The organism is Kitasatospora sp. NPDC051914, assembly GCF_040680995.1.
GTDB lineage: Bacteria > Actinomycetota > Actinomycetes > Streptomycetales > Streptomycetaceae > Kitasatospora.
Window position 1 is genome coordinate 94388 of sequence record NZ_JBFAXX010000007.1, and the last position, 14283, is coordinate 108670.

Genomic DNA, 14283 nt, shown 5'->3' on the forward strand with positions numbered 1-14283 from the left:
GGCGTCCGGCCGCAGGAACGGAGCCGCCGCCGCATGTCCGTGCACCGTCGCCCCCAACTGCCGGGCGGTCACGCCCTCGCCCGAGCCCTGGTGCTCACCGCCGCGGCCACCACCGCCGTGGGCGCCTCCGTCGGCACCGGCGCCTGGGGCGCCCCCGCGGCGCCGGCCGACCCCTCCCGGCGGCCGGCCGACGTCAAGTCCAGGGTCGACCGGCTCTACGACGAGGCCGAGCAGGCCAGCGAACGGGCGAACGCCGCCCAGGAGGAGCAGCGGAGGCTGCAGGACGAGGCCACCCGCCTCCAGGAGCAGGTCGCCACCGGGCAGGAGGAGCTCAACGGCCTCTACACCGACCTCGCCACCGCCGCCGCCGCGCAGTACCGGGACGGCGGCCTCGACCCGGCCGTCCGGCTGATGCTGGAGTCCGACCCGGCCGGGTACCTCACCCGGGCCCGCGCCCTTGACCAGGCCGCCGGCCGCCAGAGCGAGACCCTGCGCCGCGTCCTCGAGCGCCAGCGCAGGCTCGACCAGCGGCGTGCCGAGGCCACCTCCAAGCTCGCCGAGCTGGAGGACGTCCGCCGCTCCCTCGCCGCGAGCAAGGAGGAGATCCGGCAGCGGCTCGGCGACGCCCAGCGGCTGCTCGACGGTCTCACCGCCGCGGAGCGCGCCCGGCTGGCGGAGGACGACGCCGCCGCCGCGGCCCGCCGTGCCGCCCGGGGCCTCGAGCGCCCCGACCTCGGCGACCGGCCGGCCTCCTCCGAGCGCGCGGCCGCCGCCCTGGCCGCCGCCATCAGTAAGATCGGATCTCCGTATGTGTACGGATCGACCGGCCCTCGTACCTTCGACTGCTCCGGTCTGATGTACTGGAGCTGGCGGCAGGCCGGAGTCACCCTGCCGCGCACCTCGCAGGCGCAGGCGAACGCGGGGCGGCGAGTGAGCCTGTCCGAGGCGCAACCGGGAGACCTGGTGATCTTCTACAGGGACATGCACCACGTCGGCATGTATGCCGGCGGCGGCGTCGTCGTGCACGCTCCCTACCCGGGCGCCCGGGTCCGCTACGAGAGCGTCAACGCCATGCCCGTCAGCGGGGTGGTGCGGGTCTGAGCACCGTCCACCGGCAGCCCGGCCCGTCCGGCGGGGAGGCCGAACCCCTGGTCACCGACCTGCCCCGGCATTCCGCGGCGGGCCGTTCCGCACCTCCCGCCGGAGGGCGGCTCTCCCGGCGTGCCGCGCTGCTGCTCGCCGCCGGCGGCCTCCTCCAGCTGTCCGCACCCCATGTGGTGCCCGCCGCCGACCGGCGGGCCGCGGCCCTGCTGCCGCAGGGCGCGCCGAACGCCGGCATCCGGGCCCGGATCGACGACGTGCTCGCCGGCCGGGCCCGCGCCCTGCTGCGCGCCGACCGCGCCGCGCTGCTCGCCGGCACCGCCCCGGCCGCCCGCGCCGCCCAGGACCGGGCCGCCGCCAGGGTCGCCGCCGTGCCCTTCTCCGCGGTCGAGTACCGGATCAGCGAGATCGGCGAACCGGCCCCCGACGGGCGGCTCACCGTCACCGCGGGCCTCTCCCACCGGCTGCGCGGCATCGACGAGCACCCCGCCGTCCTCCCGCGCCGCCTCACCTTCGACCGCACCCCCGCCGGCTGGCTGCTCTCCGGGGACGAGCCCGACGGCAGCGCCGCCCTCTGGGACCTCGGCGAGACCCGGGTCGCCCAGGGCGAGCGCTCCCTCGTCCTCGGCCTCGGGACGGCCGAGGAGCTCGCCGGCCTGGCCGCCGTCGCCGACCGTGCGGTGCCCGCCGTCTCCGAGCTGTGGGGCGACGGCTGGCCCGGCCGGCTGCTGCTGCTCAGCCCCGCGACCGAGCCCCAGTTCGCCCGGATGCTCGACGTCACCGCAGGGTCGTACCAGGGCATCGCCGCGGTCACCGTGGCCGCCGGCGGCGAGCCCGCCGCCACCCCGGCCGACCGGGTGCTGGTCAACCCGGAGGCGTTCCGCGGGCTCAGCGACCTCGGCCGCCGGGTGGTCGTCACCCACGAGGCCACCCATGTGGCGACCCGGGCCGCCACCCGCAGCTGGACACCGCTCTGGCTCTCCGAGGGCGTCGCCGACTACACCGGCTACCGCGGGGCCGGCCGCACCCCGAAGCAGATCGCGCCCGAGCTGGGCCGGGACGTCGCCGCCGGCCGGGTGCCCACCGCGCTGCCCGCCGACGCCGACTTCGCCGCCGGCGCCCCCGGCATCGCCCAGGCCTACGAGCAGGCCTGGCTGGCCTGCGAGATGATCGCGAACAGGTACGGCCCGCAGCGGCTCGTCCGGCTCTACCGGGAGGTCGGCGCCATGGGCGACCCGGCCAGGCTCGAGGCCGTGCTGCGCGCCGAGCTCGGCCTCGACCTCCCCGCCTTCACCAAGGCCTGGGCGACCGAGCTGGTGCGTCAGCTGCGGCGCTGAGACCGGTCGGTCCTGACCGCGGCGAGCCCGGCGGCCAGGCCCTCGGCGTCGATCAGGCCGCCGTGCGTGCCGGCGGTGGTGCAGGCGTGCGCCCCGGCCACCGAGCCCGCCAGCATGCACTCCTCGGCCGGCCGCCCGGCCAGCCAGGAGTCGAGGAAGCCGCTGACGAAGGCGTCGCCGGCGCCGTTGCTGTCCACCACCGGGCGGCCCGGGTCGACCGCCGGCACGTGCCGGACTTCGGTGTCGCCGCGCTCCAGCAGGTAGCTGCCGTCGGCGCCGGCGGTGGCCACCACCAGCCGGGCCCGGCCCCCGGCCAGTACTCCGCGCATGACCTCCTCGGGCCGGCCGCCCAGGCCCGCCGCGGAGAGGAAGACCAGGTCGGCGCGGAGCGCGTAGTGCCGATGGTGCTCGTTCACGCCGTCCCAGGCGTGCAGGTCGGTGGAGCTGGTCGCACCGAGCCGCTCGATGTCCTGGTGCATGTCCCGGTTGATGTTGGTGATCGACAGGTGCACGTGCCGGGCCCGCTCCAGGAACGGCAGGTAGAAGTCGGACGGCAGCCGCAGATCGGCGGGGTGACGGCCGTCGTAGAAGGAGAAGCGCAGGCCGTCGGCGTCCACCAGGTTCACCCCGCGCGGGGTGCCGGCGGGGGAGACCAGGTGGCTGAAGTCCAGGCCGGCGCGGCGGAAGGCGGCCAGCACCAGCTCGGCCTGCGGGTCGTCGCCGAGGAAGTCGAGGAACTTGGTGCGCAGCCCCAGCCGGTGGCAGCCGAGCGCGACGCCGCTGCCGGTGTGGCCCGCGTAGTCGTGGACCGGCGGCACCCCGACGGAGTCGGAGCCGGGGATCTCCAGGCGCTCCACGCGGACGATGGTGTCCACGCCCGCACCGCCCACCACGAGGACGTCGAAATCGGAGCTCTCGGGCATGCGGGCCCTCCACAGGCGGCATCGGCTGACGGGGCACGATGCTGCCAGGGCGCCGACATGCCTGCAAGGCTTTGCAGAAACTTTCAGCGATGGCTCTCCGAGGCGCGGGGCACGCCCCGGCCGGTCACGAGGTCGGCGCCGTCCGCGGGCTGTCCAGATCGTCCAGCAGCGCCTGCTCGTACGCGATGCCCGGGCGCACCGGGTACCCCTGCACCGGCGGCTCCGGCGGCAGCACCAGCGTGGCCTGCGCATCCGGCCCTCGGGTGGAGCGCCACAGCCTGCGGCAGGACACCACGGTGGCCGCCAGCAGCAGCAGGTTGCGCGCGGTCAGCACCGCCACACCCCACGGCTCGCTGCGCTGCACCGCACCGAACAGGATCGGGAACTCCACCGTGGTCAGCACCGTCGCGACCAGGATCAGCACCGCCACCGGCTTCTGCCGGGTGCCCCGGACGGTCAGGCACACCGCCGCCAGGCCCACCAGCCACACCAGGTACTGCGGGCTGATCACCCGGCTCGTCACCGTGAACACCAGCAGCGCCGCCAACGCCGCGTCGTACGCCGTCGACGGCTGCCAGCGCACCGCCCGCAGCCGCCACAGCAGCAGCCAGCCGAAGCCCAGCAGCGTGCCCGCGACGCACACCTTCGACACCACCGGCACCCACGGGCCGAGCATCTCCAGCGAGCCGTAGTTCATCGTCACCTGGCCGTCCCAGGCACCGGCCAGCTTGGCGAAGTGCAGCGGCAGCGCGCCCAGCGACTCCACCTCGATGCCGCGCTCCTTCTGGAAGGTCAGGAACTCGAACGCACCGTTCATCCCCGCCGTCAGCAGGAAGCCCAGCGCCGCCGCCGTCGCCGCCGCGGCCGTCCACGCCCTCCGGGTGCGCCGCCCGCGCGGCGTCCCCGCCAGCGCCAGCACCGGCCACACCTTCACCAGGCCGCCCAGGCCCAGCAGCACACCGCCCAGCGCCGGCCTGCGCAGCACCAGCAGCAGGCCGCCCACCGCGATCGCCGTCACCACGATGTCGTACCGGCAGTACACCGTCGGGCCGAGCAGCGGCACACCCGCCACCCACATCCACGCCCCGGTGAAGCTCCGGCCCCGGCGGGTGCCCACCCGCATCAGCGCACCCACCGTCAGGGCGTCGAACAGCCCGCACAGCACGAAGAAGGACACCAGGTACGACCAGGGCAGCACCCCCGGCAGCAGGATCACCAGGGCCGCACCCGGCGGGTACTGCCAGGTCACGTCGTCCAGCGGGTAGGTGCCGGTCTGCAGCACCTCGTACCAGCCGTGGTAGATCACCGAGATGTCGGAGCTGACGTCCGTCCCCGAGATCCGCAGCACGCCCACGGCCATCAGCACGATCAGCGCCCGCGTCGCCACCCAGGACACCCCGAGCGCCCACAGGGCGCCGCCGGCCGGTGCGGGAGGCGGAGAGCCGGTGAGGGCGAGGCGCTCGGTGCTGCTGGTGCTGCCGGTGCGCCCGGTCGGGGCCAACTCCACTGCGCTCCCTCGTTCGTCTCGCTACCGCCGGTCGCGGGTGGCAACCGCACACAGGCCCCCGGGACATAGGACCGGCCCGGAGCGGAAACGGTTGCGCTGCAACACTTCGTTCCCGGCGGGCCGTGGTGTTGACCTATGGTACGGATCACCGACCCCTGCACCGAGCAACCCCCGACCGAGCGAGCCGTGGCATGCACAAGACCCTCATCGTCACCAACGACTTCCCGCCCAGGCCGGGCGGAATTCAGGCCTTCGTGCACAACATGGCCGTGCGCCAGCCTCCGGGTTCCATCGTGGTGTATGCATCCACCTGGCGCGACGGGAGCGAGGTCGCCCGGTTCGACGCCCAGCAGCCGTTCCCGGTGATCCGCGACCGGACGAAGACGATGGTGCCCACCCCGCGGGTGACCCGGCGGGCCGCCGAGATACTCAAGGCCGAGGGCTGCAGCTCCGTCTGGTTCGGCGCCGCCGCCCCGCTCGGCCTGATGGCCCCCGCCCTCCGCCGGGCCGGCGCCGAACGGCTGCTCGGCATGACCCACGGCCACGAGGCCGCCTGGGCCCAGCTGCCCGCCTCCCGCCAGCTGCTGCGCCGGATCGGCGCCGGCACCGACACCCTCACCTACCTCGGCGAGTACACCCGCTCCCGGATCGCCGACGCGGTCGGCCCCGAGGCCGCCCGGCGCATGGTCCAGCTGCCCCCCGGCGTCGACGAGAAGACCTTCCGGCCGGACTCCGGCGGCGCCGAGATCCGCGCCAGACTCGGACTGACCGACCGGCCCGTCGTCGTCTGCGTCTCCCGCCTCGTCAAGCGCAAGGGCCAGGACACCCTCATCGAGGCCATGCCGCAGATCCTCGCCGACGTGCCCGACACCGTCCTGCTGATCGTCGGCGGCGGGCCCTACCGCAGCGACCTGGAGAAGCTCGCCGAGGCCCGCGGCGTCACCGGCTCCGTCCGCTTCACCGGAGCCGTCCCCTGGGAGGAGCTCCCCGCCCACTACGGCGCCGGGGACGTCTTCGCCATGCCCTGCCGGACCCGCCGCGGCGGCCTCGACGTCGAGGGCCTCGGCATCGTCTACCTGGAGGCCTCCGCCACCGGCCTGCCCGTCGTTGCCGGAGACTCCGGAGGGGCACCGGACGCCGTCCTCGAGGGCGAGACCGGGTACGTCGTGCCGGGACGGTCTGCGGTGGCGGCCGCGGAGCGGATCGTGCGGCTGCTCCACGACGAGCAGCTGCGGCAGACCATGGGAGAGGCCGGCCGCCGCTGGGTCGAGCGCTCCTGGCGCTGGGACCTGCTCGCGCAGCGGCTCACGGGGCTGCTGGCCTAGTTCCGGGCCCGCGGGCGCTGCGGGAGAAGCACCGAAGGGCGCGGGTTCCCCGCGCCCTTCGGTGGTTGCCTGGCTCAGCGCTGGTAGAGGGACTCGACCTCGGCGGCGAAGTCCTTGAGGACGACGTTGCGCTTGAGCTTGAGGGAGGGGGTGAGGTGGCCGCTCTCCTCGGTGAAGGCGGTGTCGAGGAGGCGGAACTTCTTCACGGCCTCGGCGTGCGAGACGGCCTGGTTGCCGTCGTCCACCGCGGCCTGGACGGCGGCCAGCAGGCCGGCGTCGGCGGCCAGGTCGGTGAGGGTGGCGTCCGCGGGCTTCCCGTTGACCTCCTTCCACTTGGCGAAGAAGTCCGGGTCCAGCGTGATCAGGCAGGCGATGAACGGCTTGCGGTCGCCGACCACCATCACCTCGCCGATCAGGGCGTGCGCGCGGATGCGGTCCTCGATCACCGCCGGCGCGACGTTCTTGCCGCCCGCCGTGACGATGATCTCCTTCTTGCGGCCGGTGATGGTGAGGTAGCCCTCGGCGTCCAGCGAGCCGATGTCGCCGGTGGCGAACCAGCCGTCCTGCAGGGCGTCGGCGGTGGCCTGCGGGTTCTCCCAGTAGCCGGTGAAGATCTGCGGGCCCTTGAGGAGCACCTCGCCGTCCTCGGCGATCTTCACCGAGGAGCCGGGCAGCGGCTGGCCGACGGTGCCGATCTTCGGCTTGTCGTGCGGGTTGAAGGCGGTGGCCGCACAGGTCTCGGTGAGGCCGTAGCCCTCCAGGACGGTGAAGCCGATGCCGCGGTAGAAGTGGCCGAGCCGCTCGCCGAGCGGGGCACCGCCGGAGATGGCGTGGGTGGCCCGCCCGCCGAGGGCGGCCCGCAGCTTGGTGTACACCAGCTTGTCGAAGACGAAGTGCTTGATCCTCAGGCCGAGCCCGGCGCCGCCGGCGTCGAGTGCGCGGCTGTAGGCGATCGCGGTGTCGGCGGCCTTGTCGAAGATCTTGCCCTTGCCGTCGGCCTGGGCCTTGGCGCGGGCGGTGTTGAAGACCTTCTCGAAGACGCGGGGCACGCCGAGGATGAGGGTCGGACGGAAGGAGCCGAGCTCGGCGGTGACGTCCTTGATGTCGGAGACGTGGCCGAGCTTGATCGGGGCGATCGCGGCGGCGATCTCGGCGATCCGGCCGAGCACGTGGGCGAGCGGCAGGAAGAGCAGGACGGAGCTCTCGCCGGTGCGGAACAGCGGCTCCAGGCGCGCGGTGACGTTGCCGAGTTCGGCGAGGAAGTTGCCGTGCGTCAGCTGACAGCCCTTCGGGCGGCCGGTGGTGCCCGAGGTGTAGACGATGGTGGCGATGGAGTCGGCGTTCGGCACCGAGCGGCGCTCGGCGACGGTGGCGTCGGAGACCTTCGCGCCGGCCTCGGCGAGGGCGGCGATCGCGCCGTCCTCGATCTGCCAGGTGTGCCGGAGCTGCGGCAGCCGGCCTTGGACCTCGGCGACCACGGCGGCGTGGGCGGCGGTCTCGGTGACGACGGCGACGGCGCCGGAGTTGCCGAGGATCCACTCGACCTGCTCGGCGGAGGAGCTCTCGTACACCGGCACGGTGATGGCGCCCGCGCACCAGACGGCGAAGTCGAGGAGCGTCCACTCGTACCGGGTGCGGGACATGACGGCGACCCGGTCACCGGGCTCGACGCCGGAGGCGATGAGTCCCTTGGCCGCCGCGTGAACCTCGGTCAGGAACTGCGCCGCGGTGAGGTCCTGCCACTGCCCGGCCACCTTCCGGCTGATCACGGCCACGCCCGAGTGCTGCTCGGCGTTCTGGTGGATCAGGTCGGAGAGGTTTCCGCCGCTCGGAACCTGGTAGCGGGCCGGAAGGCTGAACTCGAGCAAGACTGCTCCTCGTCTGCGACGCTGCGGGACGGCAGGACGTTACTGCCCAGTAGCAGGATTCGACCAGAGCTGTCGGCTCCGTTGTTCGAAGAGTCACACCGCGCAGGCCGGTGGGAATGGTTTCGACTCGCACCCTACGGCAGCCGGAGCCCGTTCCGCCGACAGCCCCGTCCGGCCCCGCTGCCCCGGCCCGACCGCTCCCGCCGGTGCGCCGCGACCGGAACGCGACCCCGTTCGCCGAGGGCGGCGCCCGGCGTGCACCTGCGGGCGCGATAGCCTGCCCTGGGCGCACATCTGAACAGACGCGGAGGGCCGTGATGGCGGAGCACACCAGGTCGAGCATCATCATCGACGCGACCCCGGCCGAGGTGATGGCCGCGATCGCCGACTTCGCCGCCTACCCGGAGTGGACGGGCGAGGTCAAGGAGATCGAGGTGCTGAGCACCACCGCCGAGGGCCGCGGCGCCGAGGTGCGCCTGGTCCTCGACGCCGGCGCCATCCGCGACGAGCACGTCCTCGCCTACACCTGGGAGGGCGACCGCGAGGTCAGCTGGACGCTGGTGAAGAGCCAGATGCTGCGCGCCCTCGACGGCTCCTACAGCCTCGCCGCGGTCAAGGGCGGCGGCACCGAGGTCACCTACCAGCTCGCCGTCGACGTCAAGATCCCGATGCTCGGCATGATCAAGCGCAAGGCGGAGAAGGTCATCATCGACCGGGCCCTGGCCGGCCTGAAGAAGCGCGTCGAGGGCTGACCCGGGGTGTCACCGCGCACCGTCCTCGTCACCGGCGAGGGCTCGGCCGCCGTCGCCGCCGCCACCGCCCTGCACAGCGCAGCCCAGGGCCGGCGGACCCTGCTGCTCGCCGCCGACGACCCGCACCGCACCCTCGACGACCTGTTGGGCGCCCGGCTCACCGACGCCCCCGCCCCGTACGCCGAGCGCCTCGTGGTCGCCAGGATCGACGAGCAGGCCGCGCTGCGCAGCGCCCTCGACGGCTTCGGCGCCCGGATCGCCCCCGCCCTCGACCTGATCGGCGCCGAGCCGCTCGACCCGGAGGAGCTCACCCCGCTGCCCGGCACCCGGCAGCTCGCCCTGCTGCGCGCCCTGCGCACCGCCGACGCCGAGACCGTCGTGGTCGCCGGCCCGCCCCCGGCCGAACTCCTCGCCGTCCTCGCCCTGCCCGAGCAGCTCGACCGCTACCTGGACCGCCTCCTGCCCGAGCAGCGCCAGGCCGCCCGGGCGCTGCGCCCGCTGCTCGCCGCCCTGGCCGGCGTCCCGATGCCCGCCGACTGGCTCTTCGAGGCCAGGGCCGCGGCCTCCGCCGCACTCGCCGAGGCACGCGCCGTCGTCGAGGCGCCCGGCACCTCCGTCCGCCTGGTCGTGGACGCCGACGCCCACGGCACCGGGGAGCTGCGCCGCATCCGCGCCGGCCTCGCCCTGCACGGCCGCCGGCTGGACTCGGTGGTCGCCCACCGGGTGCTGCCCGCCGCTGCATCCTCCTCGCCCGACCCCTGGCTGGCCCGCCGGGCCGCCCACCAGAACGAGCGCCTCGCCGAGCTGGCCGCCGAACTCGGCGGCGTCCCGCTGCTCACCGCCGAGTGGCCCGAGGTCGCCCTGGAGGAGATCGCCGGCCAGCTGTACGCGGCGGGCGAACCCGAACCCGGCGAGGCACCGGAGCCCTGGGTCGAGGACCGGCTGGCCGCGGACGGCCTGCTGGTCTGGCACCTGGCGCTGCCCGGCGCGGACCGCGCCGGACTGGAGCTGGTGCGCCGCGGCGACGAACTGGTGGTGGGCACCGGCGGGTACCGCCGCCTGCTGCCGCTGCCCTCGGCGCTGCGCCGCTGCACCGTGAGCGGCGCCGGGCTCACCGGCGGAGTGCTCTCGGTGCGGTTCGCGCCGGACCCTGCGCTCTGGCCGCGCGGCTGAGCCCCGCGCACGGCTGATGTGCCGGGGCGTGCGGGAGAACTGTGCGCGCCCGGCGTGCATCCGGTACGCCGGACGGCCCTCGGTGCGCCGTCCGGTAGCGTCTGGGCCCCGGCCGGGTCGCGCCCGGCGGCCCCGACCCGGGCCGGCGACGCACCGAAGTCGTACTGAGGACCCACTGGGAACCCACTGAGGGAGGCGCCGGATGGCGGACGAGAAGGCGGACGGCACGAGCAGGCAGGACCTCGGTGCGGAGCTCGGCCCGCTGGTCGACGAGGTGCGGAAGTTCGCCCTCGCGCTCGGCGGCAAGGCCCTCGAGTACGGCGTCCGGCTGCGCGAGCAGAACCCGGAGGTGTACGGACATCTTGCCGCGGCGGGCGGCGAACTGGTCGCTGCGTACCGCGCTGCCGTCTCAGGTCATGAACAGCGCTGGGCCGGTGCCGGACACGCCGAGGCCGAGCGGATCGACCTGGACCAGACCACCGACAACTAGTGAACCCGCAGGTCAGAGGAGGTAACCCTGGCGCCTTCCTGCATCACTCAAAGGTACGAAGTCTACGACTTCTGAACGCGCACGACCGCTCTGTCCAGAAATTGTCTTCGGTTAATGTATGCCGCACTGTGTACGAGAGGACTGCTCAGCGGGTACCGTTCCGCTCAGCGGGAACGAGTGAATAGCTGAGGGACACATGGCTCTGACCATCGGCGTCGACGTCGGCGGGACGAAGATCGCGGCCGGCGTGGTCGACGAGACCGGCGAGATCCTGGCGCGTACCCGGGTACCCACCCCGGCCGACCCCCAGTGGGCGGTCGACGCGATCGCGCAGGCCGTGCGCGAGCTCAAGGAGGAGTACCCGGAGGTCTCCGCCGTGGGCGTCGGTGCCCCGGGTTTCGTCGACCGCGACCGCTCCACGGTGATCTTCGCCCCCAACATCGACTGGGAGAACGAGCCGCTCAAGCAGCGCATCGAGGAGCTCACCGGCCTGGAGACCGTCGTCGAGAACGACGCGAACTGCGCCGCCTGGGCGGAGTTCCGCTTCGGTGCCGCGGCCGACTACGAGGACATGGTCCTGATCACCGTCGGCACCGGCATCGGCGGCGGCATCGTCCTCGACGGCCGGATGCACCGCGGCCGCTTCGGCGTCGCCGGCGAGATCGGCCACCTCAACATGGTCCCCGACGGCCTGGCCTGCGGCTGCGGCGGCCTGGGCTGCTGGGAGCAGTACGGCTCCGGCCGCGCCCTGCGGCGCTACGGCCGCGAGAAGGCCGCCGGCGACCCGATCGCCGGCAAGCGCATGCTGGAGCTCAACGACGGCGTCGCCGAGACCATCCGCGGCATCCACATCACCGAGGCCGCGGCCGAGGGCGACCCGCTCGCCCTGGAGTGCTACGCGGAGCTCGCCGACTGGCTCGGCCGCGGCATGGCCGACCTGGCCGCACTCTTCGACCCGGGCGTCTTCGTGCTCGGCGGCGGCGTCTCCGACTCGGGCAGCCTGCTGCTCGACCCGGTCGCCGCGGCCTTCGAGAACTACCTGACCGGTGGCGCGCACCGCCCGCGCGCCGAGGTCGTGCTCGCCACCATGGGCTCGGCCGCCGGCATCGCCGGCGCCGCGGACCTCGCGCGCGTCTGACAGCACGTTCCCGCACGGAGGCGGGGCCGGGACCCATCCCGGCCCCGCCTCCGGCGTGTCCCCGCTGCGACGCCCTAGCATGGCCGCCATGCCCGTCGAGCAGCCGCCCGCCGCCCCCGGCCCAGTGCCGCCCGCACGGGAGGACGACCTGCCCGAGCTGCCTTCCTCCGGCGCGGAGCCGGACGGCGCCCAGCGGGTCCGCGTGCTCAGCTACAACATCCGCTCGCTGCGCGACGACCGGGAGGCGCTCGTGCGGGTGGTGCGCGCCTGCGAGCCGGACGTGGTCTGCATCCAGGAGTCGCCGCGCTACTGGAAACCGGAGAAGCAGGCCGCCTGGCTGGCCCGCCGCACCGGCAACGTCGTCCTCTCCGGCGGCGGCCGGATCGCCGCCGGTCCGCTGCTGCTCGGCCGCCTCAAGGTGGACGTCCTGGCCGTCCGCGACCGGTTGCTGCCCAAGACCCGCGGACTGCACGCCCGCGGCTTCGCCACCGCCCTGCTGAGGATCGGCGGTTCGGCGCCGTTCGCGGTGACCAGCTGCCACCTCTCGCTCGACCCCGCCGAGCGGCTGCGGCAGTTCGAGCTGCTGCCCGGCCAGTTCGACCCCGGCGAGCCCGGCCTGATCGCGGGCGACTTCAACGAGCACCCGGACGGGCCGGGCTGGCGGAGCCTGGCCGCCCGCTACCAGGACGCCCACACCGTCGCCCCCTGGGGCGGCACCCACACCTCCGTGCCGGACAACCCGTACCAGCGGATCGACGCGGTCTTCGCCACCCCGGGCGTCGAGGTGCTGGCCTGCGGGGTGCCGCACGGCCTGCCCGGCGTCTCGCCGGCCGACCTGCTGGCGGCGACCGACCACCTGCCGGTCCTGGCGGTGGTCCGCATCCCCGCAGCGGGCTGACCACCGGGGCGCTGCCACTGCGAGGCGTCCTCGAACGCGACGGTGCACCGCCCGGTCCCGGCGTACGGCACCGTTCCTCCCGGGTCGCGCAGTTCTCCCCGTGTCCATCGTGGGCAGCCGACCGCCTACGGCGACAGCCACCCGCGGATCAGTGGATCGAGGCGGCGACGATCTCGCCGTTGCGGACGGTGTAGGTGCCCGTGTAGTGGCGGTGGGTGCCGTCGGTCTGCAGGGCGTCCAGGCGGACGGCGACGGTGTCGCCGCGGACGCCGACGACCGTGAGGCTGTCGGACGCGGTGCCGGCGAAGCCGTTGACGAACTGCCAGTAGCCCGGTGCCAGGTTGCGACCGCCGAGGGCCCAGGCGCGGGCGTAGTCGCGGGCGTTGAGCGCGGCGTAGTAGTCCTCGACGACCTGGCGCGGTGCGGCCGCGGCGGTCGGCCGGGGGCTCGCGGCGGCCGTTGCGGTGACCGTCGTGGTCTGCGTGGCCGTGGCGGTCGGGGTGGGAGCCGCGGTGGCGGAAGGCAGGACCCACTGGCCGGTCTGCGCGGCGAAGCCGGAGTTCAGGGTGAACTGGGCCTTGGCGAGCCGGGAGCCTGCCGGGACGTCGAAGGCGAGGTAGCCGAGTGCGGTGTCCCCGGGGGCGATGTGTACCCCGGCGGGGAACCCCGGTCCGGCGGTGACCTCGGCGGCCAGCGCGGTGTTGAAGCCCTGCCCCTGCTCGTCGATCACGGCGGCGCTGTTGGCCGGGGCGTCGGAGTACACCGCCGAGCCGATGTTGTGGAGCCGGAACTGCACGGCGACCAGCCGTTCGCCGGTGCCCGGTGTGGAGAGGAAGTTCGCTGCGGTCGCCGGGTCGGTCACCGCCGTCACCGTCACGGCCATCCGGGCGCCCTGCTCGTTGCCGACCAGTTCCAGGGTGTCCCCGACCTGTGCCGACTGCGGTGACCCGGTAGAACCGGAGCCCGGGGCGCTCGTCGGGCTGCTCGCCGGGGCCGTCACCACCGAGTGGCTGCTGCAGCCCGCGGCGGCCGCCGAAAGCAATGCCGCTCCTAACGCCGCTGTTCCCGCCAGGGTGCCGATCCGTGCCATGGCCGTCGCCTCCCGCCCTTCCAGGCTACGGGCGGGCGACGGCCACTGCTCGGGGTCGGCAGGCGGTCAGACGACGGCGCCGCCCATCGGGTCGTCCGGCTCGTCGTCGTCCTTGTCCTTCATCCGGGCGACGAGGGTGACGAAGCCGCCGAGGAAGGCGGTGATGCCGACCCAGGCCGGCCAACCGGCGATCTCGCGCCAGACGACGGCGTCGAGGAGCAGCAGGGTCGGGCCGCCGAGGACGGCGAGCCAGGCGAACTTGGCGGTGGTGTCGGCCTTCGGGAGCGGCGGGGGCTCCGGCGGCACGAAGTGGCCCTCGTCCGGGTCCTCCTGCAGCTCGAAGTCGCGCGGGCCGGAGACCGGCCCCGCGACCTGCTCGGGGGTGGTCGGCCGGGGCCGCGGGCGCGGCTGCGGGGCGAAGTCGTCCAGGGAGTCGGTGCCGGAGGAAGCCTCCTTGGCGCGGAGGTTCTCGATCTCGGGCCAGTCCGGGTTGGTCAGGTCGACGGGGTCGTCGAACTGCGCGACCAGGGCGGCGAAGATCGCGTCCTGTTCGGCCTGGCTGCCGGCCGCGGGACGCCGGGCGGGCGCCTCGGGGCCGGCGGTCTCCTCGGCCGGTTCGCGCTCGGCGGCGCCGTCCTCGGGCAGCTCCTCGCCGCCGCCCGCCTTGCTGGTCTCGTTCAC

General features: G+C 74.4%; 13 protein-coding genes. 8 read left to right on the forward strand and 5 right to left on the reverse strand.

Annotation, left to right across the window (positions count from 1 at the left end; translation table 11 throughout):
• The first annotated feature begins 33 nt into the window (after nt 1-33).
• Nucleotides 34-1101, forward strand: a complete 1068-nt coding sequence (locus tag AB0M03_RS07125; protein WP_363489325.1) for an NlpC/P60 family protein — start codon at nt 34-36, stop codon at nt 1099-1101.
• Between the two features lie 176 nt (nt 1102-1277).
• Nucleotides 1278-2438, forward strand: a complete 1161-nt coding sequence (locus AB0M03_RS07130) for a hypothetical protein (protein ID WP_363489327.1) — start codon at nt 1278-1280, stop codon at nt 2436-2438.
• Here AB0M03_RS07130 and AB0M03_RS07135 read toward each other — a convergent pair.
• Together AB0M03_RS07135 and AB0M03_RS07140 are read right to left on the reverse strand one after the other, a co-directional pair.
• A complete protein-coding gene (locus AB0M03_RS07135) occupies nt 2423-3361 on the reverse strand; it encodes a PfkB family carbohydrate kinase (RefSeq protein ID WP_363489329.1) in 939 nt (312 codons plus the stop codon). The two genes, AB0M03_RS07130 and AB0M03_RS07135, sit on opposite strands and share 16 nt — an antisense overlap.
• Before the next feature lie 124 nt (nt 3362-3485).
• Nucleotides 3486-4868, reverse strand: coding sequence for a glycosyltransferase 87 family protein (locus tag AB0M03_RS07140; RefSeq protein WP_363489331.1), 1383 nt, complete (start codon nt 4866-4868; stop codon nt 3486-3488).
• Between the two features lie 191 nt (nt 4869-5059).
• On the opposite strand from AB0M03_RS07140, the gene AB0M03_RS07145 reads away from it, so the two are divergent.
• A complete protein-coding gene (locus AB0M03_RS07145; protein WP_363489333.1) occupies nt 5060-6193 on the forward strand; it encodes a glycosyltransferase family 4 protein in 1134 nt (377 codons plus the stop codon).
• 74 nt (nt 6194-6267) lie between these two features.
• Here the strand turns inward: AB0M03_RS07145 and AB0M03_RS07150 are convergent, their stop codons facing one another.
• Nucleotides 6268-8061: an AMP-dependent synthetase/ligase gene (locus AB0M03_RS07150; RefSeq protein ID WP_363489335.1), complete on the reverse strand. Its 1794-nt coding sequence runs from the start codon at nt 8059-8061 to the stop codon at nt 6268-6270.
• A gap of 317 nt (nt 8062-8378) precedes the next feature.
• Between AB0M03_RS07150 and AB0M03_RS07155 the strand changes: the two genes are divergently transcribed.
• The 5 genes from AB0M03_RS07155 to AB0M03_RS07175 all read left to right on the forward strand — a co-directional run bounded on the left by AB0M03_RS07155 (nt 8379) and on the right by AB0M03_RS07175 (nt 12512).
• Nucleotides 8379-8813, forward strand: a complete 435-nt coding sequence (locus tag AB0M03_RS07155; protein ID WP_363489337.1) for an SRPBCC family protein — start codon at nt 8379-8381, stop codon at nt 8811-8813.
• A gap of 6 nt (nt 8814-8819) precedes the next feature.
• The gene (locus tag AB0M03_RS07160) at nt 8820-9986 is read left to right on the forward strand and encodes an ArsA-related P-loop ATPase (protein ID WP_363489339.1); all 1167 of its coding nucleotides are present in this window, start codon (nt 8820-8822) and stop codon (nt 9984-9986) included.
• Between the two features lie 202 nt (nt 9987-10188).
• A complete protein-coding gene (locus AB0M03_RS07165) occupies nt 10189-10476 on the forward strand; it encodes a DUF5304 family protein (RefSeq protein WP_363489341.1) in 288 nt (95 codons plus the stop codon).
• A 196-nt stretch (nt 10477-10672) separates the two neighbouring features.
• Entirely contained in the window at nt 10673-11614 is a 942-nt protein-coding gene (locus AB0M03_RS07170; RefSeq protein WP_363489343.1) for an ROK family glucokinase, read from the forward strand.
• Between the two features lie 88 nt (nt 11615-11702).
• Nucleotides 11703-12512, forward strand: a complete 810-nt coding sequence (locus tag AB0M03_RS07175) for an endonuclease/exonuclease/phosphatase family protein (protein WP_363489345.1) — start codon at nt 11703-11705, stop codon at nt 12510-12512.
• A 148-nt stretch (nt 12513-12660) separates the two neighbouring features.
• On the opposite strand, the gene AB0M03_RS07180 is transcribed toward AB0M03_RS07175, so the two are convergent.
• Nucleotides 12661-13602 carry a DUF4352 domain-containing protein gene (locus AB0M03_RS07180; RefSeq protein WP_363489347.1) on the reverse strand — a complete coding sequence of 314 codons (942 nt, stop codon included), beginning with the start codon at nt 13600-13602 and terminating at the stop codon, nt 12661-12663.
• A 66-nt stretch (nt 13603-13668) separates the two neighbouring features.
• A complete protein-coding gene (locus tag AB0M03_RS07185; RefSeq protein ID WP_363489349.1) occupies nt 13669-14283 on the reverse strand; it encodes a hypothetical protein in 615 nt (204 codons plus the stop codon).